The sequence below is a fragment of the Streptomyces sp. NPDC014870 genome (assembly GCF_043081505.1).
Taxonomy (GTDB): domain Bacteria; phylum Actinomycetota; class Actinomycetes; order Streptomycetales; family Streptomycetaceae; genus Streptomyces.
The window spans coordinates 531046-548996 of the sequence record NZ_JBIBWQ010000005.1; the positions used below are offsets into that span (position 1 = coordinate 531046).

The 17951-nt window shown below is 73.3% G+C and carries 15 protein-coding genes and 1 pseudogene; 5 read left to right on the forward strand and 11 right to left on the reverse strand.

Annotation, left to right across the window (positions count from 1 at the left end):
- Positions 1-31 precede the first annotated feature (31 nt).
- The 4 genes from ACF09C_RS17940 to ACF09C_RS17955 form a co-directional block, all read right to left on the reverse strand.
- Positions 32-3277: an SAV_2336 N-terminal domain-related protein gene (locus ACF09C_RS17940; RefSeq protein ID WP_392092376.1), complete on the reverse strand. Its 3246-nt coding sequence runs from the start codon at positions 3275-3277 to the stop codon at positions 32-34.
- 7 nt (positions 3278-3284) lie between these two features.
- Entirely contained in the window at positions 3285-4292 is a 1008-nt protein-coding gene (locus tag ACF09C_RS17945; RefSeq protein WP_392092377.1) for an AAA family ATPase, read from the reverse strand.
- 112 nt (positions 4293-4404) lie between these two features.
- Positions 4405-6588 carry a trypsin-like peptidase domain-containing protein gene (locus ACF09C_RS17950; protein ID WP_392092378.1) on the reverse strand — a complete coding sequence of 728 codons (2184 nt, stop codon included), beginning with the start codon at positions 6586-6588 and terminating at the stop codon, positions 4405-4407.
- Between the two features lie 8 nt (positions 6589-6596).
- A complete protein-coding gene (locus tag ACF09C_RS17955; protein WP_392092379.1) occupies positions 6597-7049 on the reverse strand; it encodes a CU044_2847 family protein in 453 nt (150 codons plus the stop codon).
- Positions 7050-7203: 154 nt separating this feature from the next.
- Here ACF09C_RS17955 and ACF09C_RS17960 point away from each other — a divergent pair, with 154 nt between their 5' ends.
- Positions 7204-7389, forward strand: a complete 186-nt coding sequence (locus tag ACF09C_RS17960) for a DUF6104 family protein (RefSeq protein WP_007266501.1) — start codon at positions 7204-7206, stop codon at positions 7387-7389.
- A 30-nt stretch (positions 7390-7419) separates the two neighbouring features.
- Here the strand turns inward: ACF09C_RS17960 and ACF09C_RS17965 are convergent, their stop codons facing one another.
- Positions 7420-8235 carry a hypothetical protein gene (locus tag ACF09C_RS17965; RefSeq protein ID WP_392092380.1) on the reverse strand — a complete coding sequence of 272 codons (816 nt, stop codon included), beginning with the start codon at positions 8233-8235 and terminating at the stop codon, positions 7420-7422.
- Between the two features lie 149 nt (positions 8236-8384).
- Here ACF09C_RS17965 and ACF09C_RS17970 point away from each other — a divergent pair, with 149 nt between their 5' ends.
- The gene (locus tag ACF09C_RS17970; protein WP_392092381.1) at positions 8385-9314 is read left to right on the forward strand and encodes a DUF4097 domain-containing protein; all 930 of its coding nucleotides are present in this window, start codon (positions 8385-8387) and stop codon (positions 9312-9314) included.
- A 1-nt stretch (position 9315) separates the two neighbouring features.
- Positions 9316-10236, forward strand: a complete 921-nt coding sequence (locus tag ACF09C_RS17975; RefSeq protein ID WP_392092382.1) for a helix-turn-helix transcriptional regulator — start codon at positions 9316-9318, stop codon at positions 10234-10236.
- On the opposite strand, the gene ACF09C_RS17980 is transcribed toward ACF09C_RS17975, so the two are convergent.
- From ACF09C_RS17980 to ACF09C_RS18005, 6 genes are all read right to left on the reverse strand, one after another.
- Complete coding sequence (locus ACF09C_RS17980; protein WP_392092414.1) at positions 10233-11552, reverse strand: cellulase family glycosylhydrolase; 1320 nt, start codon at positions 11550-11552, stop codon at positions 10233-10235. The genes ACF09C_RS17975 and ACF09C_RS17980 overlap by 4 nt on opposite strands.
- Positions 11553-11740: 188 nt before the next feature.
- On the reverse strand, positions 11741-12706 hold the full coding sequence (locus ACF09C_RS17985; RefSeq protein WP_392092383.1) for a zinc-binding dehydrogenase: 966 nt from the start codon (positions 12704-12706) through the stop codon (positions 11741-11743).
- Positions 12707-12768: 62 nt separating this feature from the next.
- On the reverse strand, positions 12769-13422 hold the full coding sequence (locus ACF09C_RS17990; RefSeq protein ID WP_392092384.1) for a hypothetical protein: 654 nt from the start codon (positions 13420-13422) through the stop codon (positions 12769-12771).
- Positions 13379-14134 (reverse strand): hypothetical protein, encoded by a 756-nt coding sequence (locus ACF09C_RS17995; protein ID WP_392092385.1) that lies wholly within the window; start codon positions 14132-14134, stop codon positions 13379-13381. The genes ACF09C_RS17990 and ACF09C_RS17995 overlap by 44 nt, the downstream gene beginning before the upstream one ends.
- On the reverse strand, positions 14131-14718 hold the full coding sequence (locus tag ACF09C_RS18000) for a TetR/AcrR family transcriptional regulator (protein WP_392092386.1): 588 nt from the start codon (positions 14716-14718) through the stop codon (positions 14131-14133). Before ACF09C_RS18000 ends, ACF09C_RS17995 begins: the two co-directional genes overlap by 4 nt.
- Positions 14719-14908: 190 nt before the next feature.
- A complete protein-coding gene (locus ACF09C_RS18005; RefSeq protein ID WP_392092387.1) occupies positions 14909-16117 on the reverse strand; it encodes an NADP-dependent malic enzyme in 1209 nt (402 codons plus the stop codon).
- Positions 16118-16655: 538 nt separating this feature from the next.
- Between ACF09C_RS18005 and ACF09C_RS18010 the strand changes: the two genes are divergently transcribed.
- Positions 16656-17630 carry an ABC transporter substrate-binding protein gene (locus tag ACF09C_RS18010; protein WP_392092388.1) on the forward strand — a complete coding sequence of 325 codons (975 nt, stop codon included), beginning with the start codon at positions 16656-16658 and terminating at the stop codon, positions 17628-17630.
- A gap of 44 nt (positions 17631-17674) precedes the next feature.
- A pseudogene (locus ACF09C_RS18015) lies at positions 17675-17951 on the forward strand (amino acid ABC transporter permease); the annotation flags it as partial.

Sequence of the window (17951 nt, forward strand, 5' to 3'; positions counted from 1 at the left end):
CCGTTCTCCGTATCGGCCCTCAGGCCCTCGCCTACCCGTCCGTCTCGTTCCACTCCCACCACGGAGGTGCGATCCGGCGGCGGTCCGCCGTGGAGAGCGCGGGCCTGTACGGGTTCTGTTCCACGCTCACTTCGGCCAGCAGCGACCTGGTCCGTTCGACGTCGTTCCAATCCACCTCCACCAGGGCGGACACGAGTCGGCGCCACTGCTCGGCCGCCGCGCTCAGGGCCGCGCGGGCGCGTCCGTTCCTGCCCATCAGGAACAGCACGGCCCCCTGGGCGTGCAGGGCACGAGCGCCGGTGATCGTGCCCGGGGTGTCGCCGTGGGCCGAGCGGGCGTCCTCCGCGGCCCGTTCGTATGCCGTGAGCGCGTCGCCCAGGACGCCGTCCCGGGCCGTTTCGCTCAACTCCAGTCTCACCCGTCCCAGTTGCAGCCACACCTCCGCGCGCAGTCCGATGTCCCGCGTCGTGCGCGCCGCCTGTTCCAGGAGGTGGCGGCTCTCGAAGAGGTCGGGGAGGAATCCGGCGCGGTGGAAGCGCAGGGCCAGCACGCTGCCGATGAGGATGCCGGCCCGGGAGCGCTCCGGGGCGTCGGCCGGGAGGCTGGTCAGGGCCTCCCGCAGCACGCCTTCGGCGCGGTCCACGGCGGCCTGCCCCGGGGTGGTCGCGGCGCGGCGCATCAGGGACTCGCCCCAGGCCATGAGGGTCCGGCCACGCTGTCCGCTGTCGGCGGGGGCGAGCAGGCTTGCCTCCTCGTACGCGCTGTCGGCGGCCGGCCCGTCGCCGGCCGTGTCGTACAGCCGGGCGCGCGCCGTCGCCCAGCGCAGCCGCAGGGCGACGCGGTCGTCGAGCAGCTCCCCCACCCGGTCCAGGACGGGCAGGACCTCGGCCGGGGCGGCCCCGGACAGGTGCAGGGCGTCGGCGAGGTCGAGGAGCGCCGCCACGCTCTCCCGGAGGGAGAGCGCCGTGGTGAGCTCGGTCGCCGCCGCCGCGCCGTCCCCGCGCGCGAGGAGCAGCCGCCCCCGGCGCAGGTGCAGCGTGTGGTGGTGGACCTCGGGCCAGTCGGGCACGTCGCCGAAGAGCGCGTCCAGGGCGTCGTCGAGGTGGCGCGGATCGGCTGTGTGCCGCCACAACCCGTGGTGCGCGACGGCCTGTTCGAGCCGTGCCTCGGCCCACTCCGCGCCGCCCGGCTCGGCCAGGTCGCCGGCCCGCTCCAGCTCGGTCAGGGCGCGGGTGAGCAGCTCCCGGCGGCGTTCGGTGCCCTGGACGGCGGCGGTGCCGGACTCCGCGTACAGCACGCGCCCGAGCAGGATCCCGGCCTCGACGGGGTGGTCCGGCAGCGCGGCCTCGGCCTGCCGACGGGCCCGGACGAGCAGCGAGGAGTCGGACTGGCCGAGCCACTGGTCGAAGAGGCGCCGGGCGGCGGCCAGCGGATCGGGGGTGATCAGGTCGGGGTGGTAGAAGCGGAGCACGCGCGCGGGGATACGGGCGAAAAGTTCGGGCTCCGTGCCGACCGGGCCGGTGGGCTCGTCGGTCCCCTCGACCGTGCCCGTCGCCGCCGCCGCGTCCTCGGCCGTGCCGTGGCCCGCGAGCCGGGCGGCCGCGAGCGCGGGGAAGTTGCGCATGCCCTGGCCGAAGTTGCGCTCCACGTACTCGGAACAGTGCTTGAGCACGAGCGCGGCGGCGCCCCGGTCCAGGGAGCCGAGGAGATGGTGCTGGACGCGCGGCGGATAGCTGAAGCAGGGGTACGGAGAAGGGCCGGGCAGTTGCCGCAGGAGCCCGCTGAGCAGGACCTCGGCCAGCTCCATGGGGCCGGTGTCGGGCAGCATCGCCCGCTGGACGAGCTGCATCACGGGAAGGGCGAGCGGGGCTGCCGCGAGGTGGACGGCAAGCCGCAGCGCGCCGGGTGAGGCGCCCGCGGTGAACGCCCGCAGCAACTCCGCGTCGCTGCGCGGGGACCGGGGCCGGGCGGGTGGGGCGGTGGCCGAGGCGGCAGCCGTGGCTGCGGTCGCGGCTGCGGGAGCCGTGGGGGCCGCGGTCGGGCCGGATGCCGTCGCCGTGCGGAGCGGCTCCGGGGCGATCAGGGCCGCCCAGCCGCGCACCCCGCCCGAGCCGTGGCCCGCGTGCAGCCGCGCCCAGGAGGCGAACGCCTCGGGGGTGGGCGTGAGGACGGGCACCGCCCGCGTGTCGGGGGCGGGCGGCTCCCATGGCTCCTCGTCGGGCTGGAAACCGGTGTGTCCGCCGGGGGACGACGGGCGGAGCAACAGGCCCGGCTCCACGGACAACGCGGTCCGGGGCCAGAGCCGTGGCGGCAGCGGCTGGACGAGGGCGAGCGGGGACTGCCGGGGCCACTCGTGGATCAGCCGCTGGGCCGCGCCGCGCTGCCAGAGCGGGCCGACGCAGTCGCTGACGATCAGGGTGAGGCGGCGGCCGGTCGGGTCGTGCAGCTGGTCGCCGGGGCGCAGCCGGGGCCGGCCGTCGGCCCCGGAGGTGGTGGTGACCAGCGGGGCGCCCTCGCCCGTGTCGTACAGCCGGTGCACCTGGACGTCGCGGAAGGCGCCGGACTGCTGGCAGGCCTGGCGGAGTTCCTCGACCATGCGGGTCCAGACGACCATGGCGGGGCCGGTGTCCATGAGCAGCTGGATGTCGGGGCGGCGGCCCGCCGCCGGGCGCATGACGGGCATGAGCATGCCCGCCGCCGCGCTGCGTTCGGCGGTCGCCTCCTCGTCCAGGAGGCCTTCGCCCGGCCTGAGCGGGAAGTGGGCGTAGTGACGCAGCGGGCGCAGCGCCTTCTGCAGACCGAGCAGGCCGGGCAGCGCGTTGGCGCCGGGCGCGCGAACGGGCAGGGCCCTGCCTCCCCCTGCGGTCCGGGCGACGGTGCCGGTGGTCCCGCCGATGAACGGCCGGATGTCGACAGTGTCGGTGGCGCGGGCGGGCCGGTGCGGGTCGCCGTCGGGTCCTGCGCCGTCGCCGGGCGGTCGGCCGGGTTCGGTTCCGGTTCCGGGGTCTGCGCTCGTCCCCGTACTCGTACTCGTACGGGAGGGGGCATCGTCCCCCGCGCCGATGGCTGGATCTCGTCCCTCCCCCGAGACCTCGGCGCCGTCCGGGTCCTCCTGGCGCTCCGCCGCCCGGTCGTGCCCGGGGTCGTCCGACGGGTCCGGGGCAGGCGCCGGGAGCCACTGGGCGAGCCAGACGGCGTCCGCGACCTCCTCGGCCGTCGGCTCCTGACCACCGGCCCGCAGTCTGCGGGTGAGCTCTTCCAGATGCATCCGGTGCATCCGGCCATCACCTCGGCTGATCGAGCGGCTGCATGAGCATGTCCGCGATGCGTTCCCGGGTCACCCGCTCGGTGCGCGGGGCGTGCTGGGTCAGATAGATCGCGTTCAGGAGCTGGTCGGTGGCGATGACCTCGCCGGGTTCACGGTTCAGGAAGCGGCTGACCAGGCCCTCTTCGCCGGCCGCCGCGTCGGGGCCGAGGTGCGCCTCGATCATGGCGCCGAGCTGCTCCTCGCCCGGCGGCTCCAGCTCCAGACGGATGCAGCGGCGCAACAGAGCGGCGGGGAAGTCCCGTTCGCCGTTGGAGGTGAGCACGATGAACGGGAACGTCGAGCAGCGGATCCGCCCGCCCTGGACGGGGACCTTCCGGCCGTCGTCCGTGAGGACCTGGACCACGGGCTCCCGGTCGGCGAGTCGCTCCAGCTCCGGGATGGCGAACTCGCCCTCCTCCAGGGCGTTCAGCAGGTCGTTCGGCAGGTCCAGGTCGCTCTTGTCGAGCTCGTCGATGAGCAGGACGCGGGGCTGCTCGGAGGGGAGCAGGGCGGTGCCGAGCGGTCCGAGCCGGATGTACGAGCCGATGCCCGCCGGTGTCGCGGCGGGCACCGTCGACCCGGCCTGGGCGCGCTCCAGCTGGACGTCCTGGAGGCGGCCGATGGCGTCGTAGCGGTAGAGCCCGTCCTGGAGGGTCGACCGGGAGACGATCGGCCACCGAAGGACCCGGCCGAGGCCCAGTTCGTGGGCGACGGCGTGGGCCAGCGTGGACTTCCCGGTGCCGGGGTTGCCGGTCACGAGGAGCGGCCTGCGCAGGTAGAGCGCCGCGTTGACGGCGTCGGTCTCGGCGGGCCGGGGGTGGTGGTTCTGGACCAGGCGGCGGCGTACGCCGAGGCGCCGGTCGGAGCCGGCCAGGGTGTCGTCCGCTCCGCCCGACGAGAAGTCCCGCCACGGCGGAGGGGCGGGCAACCGCCTTATCTCGTCGTGCGGGTGGCCGGCACCACGGTAGATCCGCCAATCGTTCACGATGAACTCCTCCTGGCTGCTGCGGTGTCGTGGCCCGGCCCTTCGAACGTACCGCCCGACCCCGCCCCTCTGCGATGCACGAACCGGACCTTTTGTCCGCGTGGCCGGGGGGTCACCAGTCCTCCTCGCCGAGGAACGACGGTCCCTGGAGCGGGTCTTCGTGCGGCGGGCGGTCCGGGGGATCGACGAGAACGGCGAGGTTCTCGGCCCAGGCGTGCTCGGAACGGACGAGGGCGGGCGGACCGCCGCCCACGGGCGAGCCGAGGGCCGGATCAGCGTCCAGGGCCGTGTCCGGATTCAGGCCGGGGGCCGGTTCGGGGGCCGAATCCGGGCCCGGTCCCGGGTCCAGGTCCAGGTCCATGTCCAGATACAGGTCCTCGTCCGCGGCGACCCGTTTGCGCAGGGAGATGACCGGTCCGTGCAGGCCATCAGGCCTGCCCGCCTCGGCGAGCAGCCGGCCGGCCCGCTCGTGAAACTCGGCGCAGGACGCGCGGTCGTGTTCATGGGCACCGTGGCGCCACAGGGCGATGGGATGGCCGGCGGCGAGCGCGGCTTCCATGGCCTTGAGCCCGTCACCGCTGCCCACCGGGCCGCAGTACACCGGAACCGAACCGTCCGCGGCCTCCGAGAGCCGCACCCAGGCCTGCCGGCGCGACTCCCGGCGGATCCGGTGCGCCGCCTGGACGTCACGCTGCGCACCGAGCGCGTCGGCGCGCAGCGGTACCGCCCGGAGAGGTCCGAGGCCCGCCGTCCGCCACCGTCTGCGCCACTCGGGCGCCGGCGGCCGCCCGGCGCGGGCGCGGTCCCTGATGACGACGATCCGGCGCTGCCCGAGCGGCAGCGACCGTTCGTCGAAGAGCTCGTCGTCGGGCGAGAGGCGCCACGTGTCCAGGGGCAGGTCGAAGAGCTCGCGCGGTAACAGCGCCTCGACGGCGGCCAGATGCTCGCCCCGGTCGCCCCGGGCCAGCGCCTCCGCGATCGGCTCCCGCAGGATGTCCGGGAGCAGTTCGCGCTCGACGCCCTCGTCGTTCCCGTACAGCGGGGTGATGGTGTGCCCGTCGAAGAGCAGCTTCACCCGCCAGGGGAACTTCCGGCCGTAGGGCGGGGGGTCGATCTCGACCAGGACGTCGGCGCGCGCCCCGGCCTCCCTGGCCGCCCTGGCTCCGGTGGGGCGGCCGTTCGCCAGGACGGCGGCGATGGCCCTGCGGGTCAGGAGCGGCATCTCGGTCGCGGCGTCGGTGACCCAGTCGGCCAGCTCCGTGACGGAGGCGCTCTCCCCGTGGCGCTCCCTGACGTGCCGGGCGACCTTCGCCGCGTACACGAGCACGGCGTTCGGGCCGATGTCGGTGGTGAACTCCTGGTTCGGTTCGTGGAGTTCGTGGAGGAGTCCGACGCCCTCGCGCCAGGTCCGCGGGGCGACTTCGAGGACCGGGCGCAGGTCGTGGCCGACGGTCAGCCGCCGGGCCTCGTCGACGAGGTGCAGCACGTCCCCGGGTCCGGTGGGCGGGTGCAGTTCGGCGAGCCGGCCGTACAGATGGATACGGCGTCCGGGGTCGAGGCCCGGGGCACCGGGTGGGCGGCGCAGGAGCTGCGCCCTGGTCCAGTCGCCGTCCTCGTTGTCGAGCGAGCGGAAGCGGGCGAGGTGGTACCGGTCGTGGTCCCGCATGACCTCGGAGAGCACCTCGCCGCCGCGCTCGCGGTGGAGCCGGCTCAGGGAGGTGATGGGGACGGCGGCGCCCTCGTCCGCGCCGCGGCCCTTGTTGAGGCCGATGACGACCGCGCGGTTCAGGTCGACGACGGGGCCGCCGGAGAGCCCCTCCACGGGCTGGGTGCCGCTCAGCAGGAGGGCCTCGCCGTCGACGCCGTGGACCCGGCCCACGGCGTCGCGGATCGCGAGCCGGCCGGTCACCCGGGACCAGCCGTACAGCGCGACCGGGATGGGGTCGGCGATCACGGGCGGGCGCTCACTGAGCCGTACGCAGCTCGCCTCCTGGACGTCGGGGACGCGGACGAGCGCGAGGTCCGGGAAGTCCCAGCGGTCCAGCTCCTGTTCCGGCTCGGCGGGGCGCGGGCTGGCGAGGACGACTTCGCCGGTCGTCACTCCGCGGTCCCAGACGATGCCGACGGCCCGCTCGCCTTTCCACACCGCGCTCCCCCCTTTGGCCACGACGTGGGCGCAGGTCAGCACCCAGCCGGGGGCGATGAAGAAGCCGGTGCCCCAGTACCGGTCGCTGTGCTCGTCATACCCGTCACCGGGAGCCGCGATGCGTACGAGCGCGGGGCGCACGAGCGACATGAAGGCGCTCATACGGCGCCGTCGACCGCAGGGCGGCCCGGTGCCCCCGCATCGGGCGCCGGCGCGGGACCGGGCACGGAGCCCGGCACGGGCACGGAGCCCGGCACGGGCGCGGAGCCCTGCTCGGGCGAGGAGCTCTGCTCGGGGACGGAGCCCGGTTCGGCGGCGACCTGATCGGCGGCGGGCGCCGGGCCCGGTTCGGTCCAGGTGAGGGAGACCGCGATCGAGGCCGTGCCGCCGCCCTCCGCGAGGACGCTGATCACCTTCCCCGCCTGCGCGCTGAGTTCGATGCCGAAGCTGACGGAGACCTCGACCGGTGCCTGCGGGTCGAGCCCGCCGCGCAGCGAGCCGACGACGCCGCGCACCACGTCCGTGAGTCCCTCCGTCATGGAGAGGACCCGGTCGCCGATGCCGGTGTCCGTGAAGCCTCCGCCCCGGCGCAGTTCCTCGGGCTCGCTCACGCGGGCCCAGACGGGCGTGCCGTCGTCCAGTCGAATCCGAGCGATCCCGTGCGTCACAGCGGCCCCCCGCTCCCCGAAACGATGATGAAGAAGGCTAGACCCTGCCGCTGACAAGCGCGATAGGGCCGCGCGGAGCACGGCCTATCCTGATCGCATGTACTTCACCGACCGTGGCATCGAGGAACTGGAGAAGCGGCGCGGCGAGGAGGAGGTCACCTTCGAGTGGCTCGCCGAGCAGCTGCGTACGTTCGTCGATCTCAACCCCGACTTCGAGGTGCCCGTCGAGCGCCTCGCCACCTGGCTGGCCCGCCTCGACGACGAGGACGAGGACGACGAGTAGGACGGCAGGTCCCCAACCCCCTCCGGGGGGTCACTGACCGCGCAGCCGGTCGTACACGAGCCCCAGCGCGCCGTGCGCGACGAGCAGCGCCCCGGCCGCCGTCCAGCCTCCGCTGCGGCGGCCGATGCCCCAGGCGAGCAGGGGCAGCCCCGCCCCCAGTTGGACGGCGCCGAGCAGCCGGGCGCGGGGGCCGCGCAGATACGGGCCGAAGGGGCCGCCCTCCACCGCGTCGAGTTCGGCCCGCACGGCGTCGCGCCAGCCGGACCATTCGAGCTGTTCCGCCCCCTGCGCCAGGGCGACCGAGCGGAGCCGGTCGGCGCTCTCGCCGGGGGTGAGCCCGGTGGGCAGGGCGAGGCCCACGCGCGCGAGGACGGCGGTCAGACCGACGAGCCGGGCGTGCGCGTCGGCGTCGGTGTCGGGCCGGGTGAGCGGTTCGAGGGCCTGGACGTCGAGGACGGGGTCGAGGGCGAGCCGGGCCGCGAAGGTGCGCATGGCCTCGTCCTCGCCGACCGGGGTGCCGTCCGCGAGCCAGGTGTAGCCGACGGTACGGCGGAACCCGGCGGCGAGCGTGAAGCCCGCCCGGTCCGCGTCCCACCAGAGCGCGAGGACCGGCCAGGTGGCGGCCGAGACGGCCAGCGCGGTGGCCCAGCCGGTGACGACCCGCTCGACGGGCTCGCCGCCGTGGAGCCAGGGCTTCCCCTCCGGGACGACGACGCTCCATTCGGTACCGGCCGGGGCGAGGAGCAGTTGTTCGCGCAGCAGCTGGGCCGGTGGGCGGACCGCCGCGGGCTCGGCACGGCAGAGCAGCAGCGCCCCGGCGGGGCGCGATCCGGATGTCGCGTTCATGAGGCCTTACGCTAGGCCAATTTGTCCGGGTAAGAGAGTGAATGCCCGCTCGCGCCCCCACCGAACGGGGGTTGACTTCCCCGCACCGCGATATATCGTGTCTATCGAGAGACGCGATATGTTGCGTCACCGAACGGGAGGTCAGCACGATGACAGAGTGGTCCGTGTCCGAGCCGACGAAACTCACGCTGACCGAGCCCGTCACCTGCCTCCGGGTCCGCGTCGTCAACGGCACGGTGAACGTGGTGGGCACCGACGAGAGCGCCGCCCGCCTGGAGATCGCCGAGATCAAGGGCCCGCCGCTCGTCGTGACGCAGGAGGGATCGACCCTGACCGTCACCTACGACGACCTGCACTGGCAGGGCTTCCTCAAGTGGTTCGACCCCAAGGGGCTCCGCCGCCGGGCCGTGGTCTCCGTGGCCGTCCCGGCCGGCACGGACGTCGAGGTGGGCGTGGTCGGCGCCGGTGCGGTGATCTCCGGCATCAAGGGGCGTACGGACGTCCAGGGCGTCACCGGCGACACCACCCTCGTCGGGCTCTCCGGACCGGTCCGCGCGGAGAGCGTCTCCGGCTCCTTCGAGGCCCACACCGTCACCGGCGCGCTGCGGGTCAACACGGTGACCGGCGACCTGACCGTCATCGACGGCTCGGGCGCCTCCGTGAAGGCCGACACGGTCAGCGGGGACATGGTGATCGACCTGGACGCGGGCGAGCCGGCGGGACCGCCCGCCGACATCCGCCTGACCAGCGTCTCCGGGGAGATCGCGCTCAGGATCCCGCACCCCTCGGACGCCGAGGTCGAGGCCAGCACCACGAGCGGCTCCGTCTCCAACGCCTTCGAGGACCTCCGGGTGAGCGGACAGTGGGGCACGAAGAGCATCACCGGCACCCTCGGCGACGGCCGCGGCAAGCTCAAAGCCACGACGGTCTCCGGCTCGATCGCGCTGCTGCGCCGCCCGGAGACGACGGGCCCCGACACCGACGGTCCCGACGGCTCCGACGACCTCGGCGCCTCCCCCTCGCCCGCCGCCACCTCCGCCGCCACGCCCTCCTCCTCGCCCTCCGGAAAGGTGCTGTGACATGCCGCCCGTCTTCGCCCACGGCCGCCTGCGTCTCTACCTGCTCAAGCTCCTCGACGAGGCCCCCCGCCACGGCTACGAGGTGATCCGCCTCCTGGAGGAGCGGTTCCAGGGCCTGTACGCACCCTCGGCGGGCACGGTCTACCCCCGGCTCGCCAAGCTGGAGGCCGAGGGTCTGGTCACGCACGCCACCGAGGGCGGCCGCAAGGTGTACTCGATCACCGACGCGGGCCGCGCCGAGCTGGCCGGCCGCGTCGGCGAACTGGACGACCTGGAGCGCGAGATCCGCGAGTCGGTCTCCGAGCTCGCCGCCGAGATCCGTGACGACGTGCGCGGGGCGGCGGGCAAGCTGCGCAGCGAGATGCGCGCGGCGGCCGGCGAGACCCGGCAGAAGGGCTCCTCGTTCGCCGAGGCCAAGGAGGAGCTGCGCCGCGCGAAGCAGGAGTGGCGGGAGCAGACCCGCCAGGCCCGCGAGGAGGCCCAGTCGGCGCGCCGGCAGGCCAGGGAGTTCCAGCGGATCGCCCAGCAGGTCCAGGACCAGGTCCAGGACCATTTCGCGCGCGGCGACTGGCCGAAGGGCGTCTGGGAGGGCATCTCCGACATCACCGCCCAACTGGGCGGCCTGGTCACCGGCACGACGCACCCCAGGGCCAACGGCCGCCAGGACGCTGCCGGGAAGGCGCCCCAGCAGGAGAGCGCCACCCCCGAAGCGGCCGTCTCGGACTGGGCCCGGACGGTCGAGTCGACCGGCGACCCGGCCCGTGACCTGGACCGGCTCCTGGACCGGTTCCGCGACGACATCCGTGACGCCGCGCGGGACCACGGGGTGACGGCGGCCCAGCTCGCCGAGACCCGCCGCCACCTGTCGACGGCGGCGGACCGCGTCACGTCCCTCCTCCGCCCGGACCGCGAGGACGCCTAGGGCGTGTCCCGCGCCTCCCGGGTGACGGTCACCGTCACCCGGGCGCCCGGGGCCGCGAGGACCAGGGCGGAGCCGCCTGCCCCACCCGTGCGGAGCACGATCGCCTTCCCCCGGGCCGTCACCTGCCAGGCGCCCGGGGGGAGGGAGAGTTCGGTGACCCGCGAGCCCCGGCGGGACGCGACGTACTCCAGCCGGTAGACGCCCGCCCCGGAGTCGTACGCGGCGGAGTCGACCGTGCCCGCGACGGCCTCCGCGTAGGGCTCGGCGGTCAACTCCTTGTTCGTACGGAAGGCCCCGGCGCCGTCCACCGCGCAGTACCCGCCGCCGTAGCACCACACATAGCCGGCCCACCCGCTGCCGTACCGCCCCAGGGAGGCCATCGCCTCCCGGTAGAAGCGGTTCATGTTCGGCAGGGAGTTGTTGAGCGGCCCCCACTCCCCCACGACGACCGGGACCTTGTACGTCGCGGGGTACTCCGTCACGGCCCGCTCGTACGTCTCGATCCAGCCGGCCGCCGGATCGTAGTCGGCGCCCGCCTCCATGGCGGTGTTGTAGAAGTGCGGGGCGTAGACGATCTTCGGATCGTCGATCCGGCCGAGGCCCGTGGGCACGCCCTCGCCGACGATCGGGGTCGGCTCGACGAAGACCCAGGTGTCCCGGTCCACCGAACGGACCGCGTCCGCGAGCCGGTTGTACATCGGGGTCAGCTGCTCGCGCTCGATCCGCCGGGCAGCCGTCGGCAGGTCCTCGCCCTCGCGCAGCTCGCCCATGGGCTCGTTGATCAGGTCGTAGCCGAGAACGGCCGGGTGGTCCTCGAAACGGTCGGCGAGCACGCGCCACATCGCGGCCTGGGCGCGCCGCAGGTCCTCGTCCTCGTAGAGATGGGTGAAGGCCCGCTGCACGGCCGGCTCGAAGTACTCGGCGAACCAGTCGTCCGGGTGCGGGGTGAACGGCAGCCCGTCCGTCCTCGTCGCCCAGGCGGGCACGCCCCGGTGGCCGAAGGCGGGTCCGAAGACGTCCTGGTGGGCGTCGATGAGGACATGGACGTCATGCTTCTCCGCCCAGTCGAGGATCCGTTCGATCTTCCGCAGATAGCCCTGGCTGTACTGGCCGGGCCGCGGCTCCAGGTCGTCCCAGAAGACGAGCAGCCGGGCGAAGTTGAAGCCCTGGGCGCGCATGTCGCGGAAGTGCCGCTCGGTGATGGCGGTCAGCGCCTGCTCGCCGCGGTTCGCCTTGTCCTCGACGTTCCACCCGCGCAGGGTGAGGGCGCGGCCGCGGTCGTCGGTGAGGACGGGTATGCCGCCGGCGAGGTGCACGCTCGGGGCTCCGGTCGGCGTTCCGGCCGCGCTTCCGACGGCTGCTCCGGCCGCCGCTCCGGTCGGGGCGAGGAGCGCGGCGACAACGGCGGCCGCGGCAAGGATCGTTCGTGACAAGGAAACCTCCGGCACGAGGCGCTCGGCGTGAGCGCGGTGCCGGAGATCCCATCAGCAGATCTGACGATCCATCAAGAGTTGGTCAGGACGATCTTTCCGAAGAGGTCGCCCGCGGCCATCTTCGCGAAGCCCTCGCGCGCCCGGTCCAGCGGCAGCACCTCGTCGATCACCGGCCGGACGCCCGTGGTGGCGCAGAACGACAGCAGGTCCTCCAGCTCGTCCTTCGTGCCCATCGTCGAGCCGACGACCTTGAGCTCCAGGAAGAAGATCCGGGTGAGCTCGGCGTGCGAGGGACGGTCGCCGCTCGTGGCACCGGAGATCACCAGGGTGCCGCCGGGGCGCAGCGACTTGACCGAGTGCGACCAGGTGGCCGCGCCGACGGTCTCGATGACGGCGTCCACCCGCTTCGGCAGCCGCGCGCCGGGCTCGTACGCCTCGACGGCGCCCAGCTCGACGGCCCGCTTCCGCTTGGCCTCGTCCCGGCTGGTGGCGAAGACCCGCAGACCGGCGGCCGCGCCCAGGGCGATCGCGGCGGTGGCGACGCCACCGCCCGCGCCCTGGACCAGGACGGAGTCGCCGGGGCGCACGCCCGCGTTGGTGAAGAGCATGCGGTACGCGGTGAGCCAGGCGGTCGGGAGGCAGGCGGCCTCCTCGAAGGAGAGCTCCTTGGGCTTGGGGAGCACGTTCCAGGTGGGCACGGTGACGCGCTCGGCGAAGGTGCCCTGGTACCGCTCGGTGAGGATCGAGCGGGGCTCGTCGGGGCCGACCCCGTGGCCGGACTGGCCGATGACCGAGTGGAGGACGACCTCGTTCCCGTTCTCGTCGATGCCCGCGGCGTCGCAGCCGAGGATCATCGGCAGCCGCTCCTCGGGCAGCCCGACCCCGCGCAGCGACCAGAGGTCGTGGTGGTTGAGCGAGGCGGCCTTGACGGTGACGGTGGTCCACCCGGGACGCACCTCGGGCTCGGGCCGTTCGCCCAGCTCAAGGCCGTTCAGCGGCTGGTCGCGGTCGATTCGGGCGGCGTAGGCAGCGAACATGGCCCGAGACTAGGGGCCGACGGGGAGGGCGGGGAACCGCGCCACGGTGTGACGCATGTCCCTCACGGCGCCCGCCCCGGGCGCCACATCGCGGTCGTCACGACGGGGCCGACCCGGACATCACCGAGGACGGTGAACCCGAAGTGCCGGTAGAGCCCGACGTTGACGGGATCGGCGGTGGTCAGGAACACGCCGCCGCCCGCGCCACCTGTCCCCTCCTCGCCGTCCACGGCGTCCACGGCGTCCAGCACGTGGTCGAGGATCCGCCGCCCGACGCCGCGGCCGGCGGCCCGCCGCACCACCCCGACGAACTCCAGGGTCCAGGCCCCTTCGGGCACCATCTCCTCCGTACGGCTCAGGTAGCGCAGGGTCCGGCCGAGGGCGCGCGGTCCGCACCGGGCGAGGGTGTGCGCGGCCCAGCCGGCCCGGGCCGCCGCGCCGGGCGCGGCGCGCGGCGGGGTGAGCACGGCGGCGGCGAGGGGCGTTCCCGCGCCGTCGGTCAGGAGGTGTCTGCGGGCTCCGGGCAGCGTCGCGTGGGTGCGCAGGGTGGTCGCGAACCAGGAGTGTCTGACCCGCTCGGAGCCACCGGTGATCCATGCGGTGGCCGGCTCCCGGTCGAACGCGGCGGCGAGGACCCGCGCGCACTCCTCCGGTCGCGGCCGGTCGTCGATCTCAGCCATCGCCGCCTCCTCGGTCATCTCGGCCTCCTCGGTCATCGCCGCCTCCTCGCGCGTCGCCGCCTCCTCGCGCGTCGCCGCCTCCTCGCGGGGCCTCGGCGAGGGGTGCCTCCGGGACCAAGTGGCAGACGAGCAGCTTGAGATGGAAGAGCGGCCCGAACCAGGCGAGGGCCGCGGGCACGGTCAGCCAGAAGAGGCCAACGAGGACGGCCGCCGCGTAGACGGCCATCGCGACCGGTCGCCGTACCGGCAGCGGGGCGTACTCGACGAGGAGGGCGCCGATGACCAGCAGGGCGGTGTTCCCCAGGATCCAGGCGGGGTCGCCGCCGAGGATCACGAGCCCGAACACGACGAGGTGGAGCACGTGGGCGGCGACGAACGACAGCCGGGCACGGCGTGCACCGGGGCTCTGCCGGTGGTACCAGCGCTTGGCCGAGTTGGTGGCGTTGGTGACGATGCCGCCGAGGAGGTCGAGTCCGACGAGCGCCAGGACGACGAGTTGCGCCCAGCTCCAGCCGCGGGCGAGGTCGGTCGCCCCGACGCCGAGGGCGAGCAGCGCGGCGCACACGCCCACCCCGCCGAGTTCGACGAGGGACTCGGCGCGGGTCTTGCCGGGCCCCATGAAGCGCTCAAGGCCTCCGGCCGCGCCGGGCGGTGTCGCCGGTATGCGCCAGTCGACGACGACTCCGGGATACGGGGTCGGTGCCACGGCCTCCTCGGCGGGCTCCCGCACCTCTCCGGTGGCGGTCATGGCCCCTCCCCGCCCCAGAGGCCGGCGAGGAGCGTCCACACCTGCTCGTCCTCGACCTCGTGGTCCCCCGCGCGCAGCTTCTCCAGGGCCCAGCCGTCGGCCGCGCGCAGGACGGCTTCGGTGGCGGCGACCAGGAGGGAGTGGTCGACGGTGGTGCGGACGACGCCAAGACGCCGGCCGTCGCGGACGAGCGCGTCGAACCAGGCCGTCCACGGGCCGCCGCCGGACACCCGTACCGCGCGTTCGGCGAGCGCCAGGTCGTCGGGGTGGGCGGCGAGGTGTACGCCGAGCGCACCCGTACCGGCCCGCAGCCGCGCCCAGAAGTCGGCGGGGCCGACCGCGGGCTCCCAGGGGCCGAGGACGCGCAGCAACCGTTCCCGTACGTCCTCCAGAACAGCGGCGAGCAGGTCGTCGCGGCCGTCGAAGTACTGGTAGGCGGCGGTCTTCGAGAAGCCGGCCGCCTCGATGATCTTGTTGTACGAGGCGGTCTCGGGCCCGTGCGCGGCGAACTGCTCGCGCGCGACGGTCAGGATCGCCTCCCGACGTTCGGCGGGAAGACGGTGGAACCGGGGCAGAGGACTCATGCACTCAAGGCACACCATCGGCGTGTACCACCAGTACACCCGCCCGGTTCACCACACACGAAAGGGCCCCGAACGCTTCGGATGGACGAAGCGTTCGGGGCCCTCTGCTGAACCGGAGCCGGTTCGGAGCCGGAGTCGGCGCCGAATCCGGAGCCGAACCCGGAGCCGAATCGGCGAGCGTGGAGCCGCGTCAGCGGCGGGCCACGCCCTCGGCGCGGGCGGCGGCGGCGACGGCGTTCGCGACGGCCGGGGCCACGCGCTCGTCGAACGGCGACGGGATCACGCAGTCGGCGGCGAGCTGGTCACCGACCACGTCCGCGATGGCGTTCGCCGCGGCGATCTTCATGCCCTCGGTGATCCGGGAGGCCCGGACCTGGAGGGCGCCCGCGAAGATGCCGGGGAAGGCGAGCACGTTGTTGATCTGGTTCGGGTAGTCCGAGCGGCCGGTCGCCACGACGGCCGCGTACTTGTGCGCGACGTCGGGGTGGACCTCGGGGTTCGGGTTGGCCATGGCGAACACGAACGCGTTCGGCGCCATGGACGCGACCGCGGCCTCCGGGACCGTACCGCCGGAGACGCCGATGAAGACGTCCGCGCCGGCCAGGGCGTCCTCCAGGGAGCCGGTGAGGCCCGCCTTGTTGGTGATCTCCGCGAGCTCGCGCTTGACCGGGTTCAGGTCGTCCCGGTCACGGCTGACGATGCCCTTGCGGTCCGTGACGGCCACGTCACCGAGCCCCGCCTCGAGGAGGAACTTGGCGATGGCCACACCGGCCGCACCGGCGCCGGAGATGACCGCGCGCAGGTCGCCGAGGCCCCGGTCGGTCAGCTTCGCCGCGTTGCGGAGCGCGGCGAGGGTGACGACGGCGGTGCCGTGCTGGTCGTCGTGGAAGACGGGGATGTCCAGGCGCTCCTGGAGCTTGCGCTCGATCTCGAAGCACCGGGGCGCCGAGATGTCCTCCAGGTTCACCCCTCCGAAGGAGGGGGCGAGCCGGACGACGGTCTCCACGATCTCGTCGGCGTCGGTGGTCGCGAGCGCGATCGGCACCGCGTCCACGCCGCCGAACTGCTTGAAGAGGATGGCCTTCCCCTCCATGACCGGAAGCGAGGCCTCCGGGCCGATGTCGCCGAGTCCGAGCACCGCCGTACCGTCGGTCACGACCGCGACGACCTGGGACTTCCAGGTGTAGTCGTGGACCAGCTCCGGCTGCTCGGCAATCGCGGTGCACACCTTGGCGACGCCGGGCGTGTACGCGAGGGACAGGTCGTCCTTGTCGCGCAGCGGCACCGTGGCCGAAATGGCCATCTTGCCGCCGCGGTGCAGCGCGAAGGCAGGATCGAAGGGCTCCTGAGCCCCATCCGTGCCACTGTCGCTGCGAGGATTGACGATCTCCGCTGCCATTGGGTTGACCCCTTAAGTCTTCTTCATTTGAGGGTGGCCACTCCTTGTTGAGGAGGGGTGGGCGGGTCCCGCGGTCGCCGTGTCTGGCAACCGCGCGGGCGCGCCGCACAACGCGCCCTGAGCCCCGGATGAGGGGTGTAAGGATCCTTCTTACCGGACGTACATCACCGTAGACGAGTCCATTGCGGAGCGGTGACGCGGCTCATACGGCCGTAACGGCACCTTGCGCAGAGCAGGCGCGTCGCCCCATTTCCGGACACGGACTCGTGTAGACCGGATCGTGGCCTTCGTGTCGTCCAGATGGCGAGATCAACCGGAGATTTTCCGGCTTCGGGGAGCATTCCCCGGAAGAGGTTCGGCCCGTGTCCACGGGGTCTCTGAGGTTCGGGGGTCACCCGTTACCCGATTTTGACATGCGTGGCCGTCTGTTTGTCGCCGTCCGAATGGCAAGATGCGCGTAATCACACGAGGTCGCGACACCCGAAGGTGCGTGCGCGCGGCCTATGGCAACTCCCTCACACGCCGGAGGAACCCGACCATGACCGCACGCTCCACGCGCTGTACGACCGCCGCCAAGACCCGCACGTCCCGTCTTGCCGCGGTCGCCGCCATCGCGGTCGCCGGCTCCATGCTGCTGACCGCCTGCGGCGACCAGACCGAGGGCGGGTCCACCGCCGAGGGCACGAAGACCGGCCCCGCGTCCACCGCGCCGCTGTTCTCCAAGCTGCCCGCCGACATCCAGAAGTCCGGTGTCATCAAGGTCGGCACGGACGCCACCTACGCCCCGATGGAGTTCAAGGAGGGCGAGAAGATCGTCGGTGTCGACCCCGACATCGCCGCCGCCCTCGGCAAGCAGCTCGGCGTGGAGTTCCAGTTCACCAGCGGTACGTTCGACACGCTGCTCACCGCGCTGCCGACCGGTCGTACGGACATCGTGATGTCCTCGATGACCGACACCAAGGCCCGCCAGGAGGGTCTGGACGACAAGGGCCAGAAGACCGGTTCCGGTGTCGACTTCGTCGACTACTTCACCGCCTCCACCGGCATCCTGGTGAAGAAGGGCAACCCGGAGAACATCAAGTCCCTCGACGACCTGTGCGGCAAGAAGCTCGCCGTCCAACGGGGCACGACGTACGAGCAGGCCGCCAAGGACCTGGCCGAGAAGTGCAAGAAGGACGGCAAGCCCGCCCTCACCTTCGAGTCGTTCCCGACCGACGCCGAGGCCCAGACCCGCGTCAAGGCGGGCGGCGCCGTCGCCGACCTGAACGACTCCCCGGTCGCCGCGTACATCGCGAAGACCGCGGGTGGCGGCAACGACTTCGAGGCCATCGCCAACAAGACGGACGCCGGCTTCTTCGGCATGGCCGTCGACAAGAAGGACACCCAGCTCCGCGACGCCCTGGCGGCGGCGCTCGACGCGATCATCAAGGACGGCACCTACAAGGCCGCCCTGGACAAGTGGGGTGCCGGCGACGGCGCGATCCCCGCGGCCAAGATCAACGGCGGCTCCTGACCCCTCCGTGCCACTGAAGTACGTTCCACTGAAGGGCAGTCGTTGTGACTGACAAGTTCGACAAGGTTCCCGACGGGGCGGCTCCCGCCCCGTCGGGCCTGCCGCCGGAGGCCATCAAGGCCATCCCGGTCCGCCACTACGGACGCTGGATCGCCGGCTTCGTCGTGGTCGCGCTCCTGGTCCTGCTCGGTGTCGCCTTCTCCCAGGGCAACGTCCGCTGGGCCACCGTCCCCGAGAAGCTGTTCGACCCCAGCATCCTCTCCGGCCTCGGCAACACGATCCTCATCTCCGTCGCCTCCATGGCCCTCGGCCTGGTCCTCG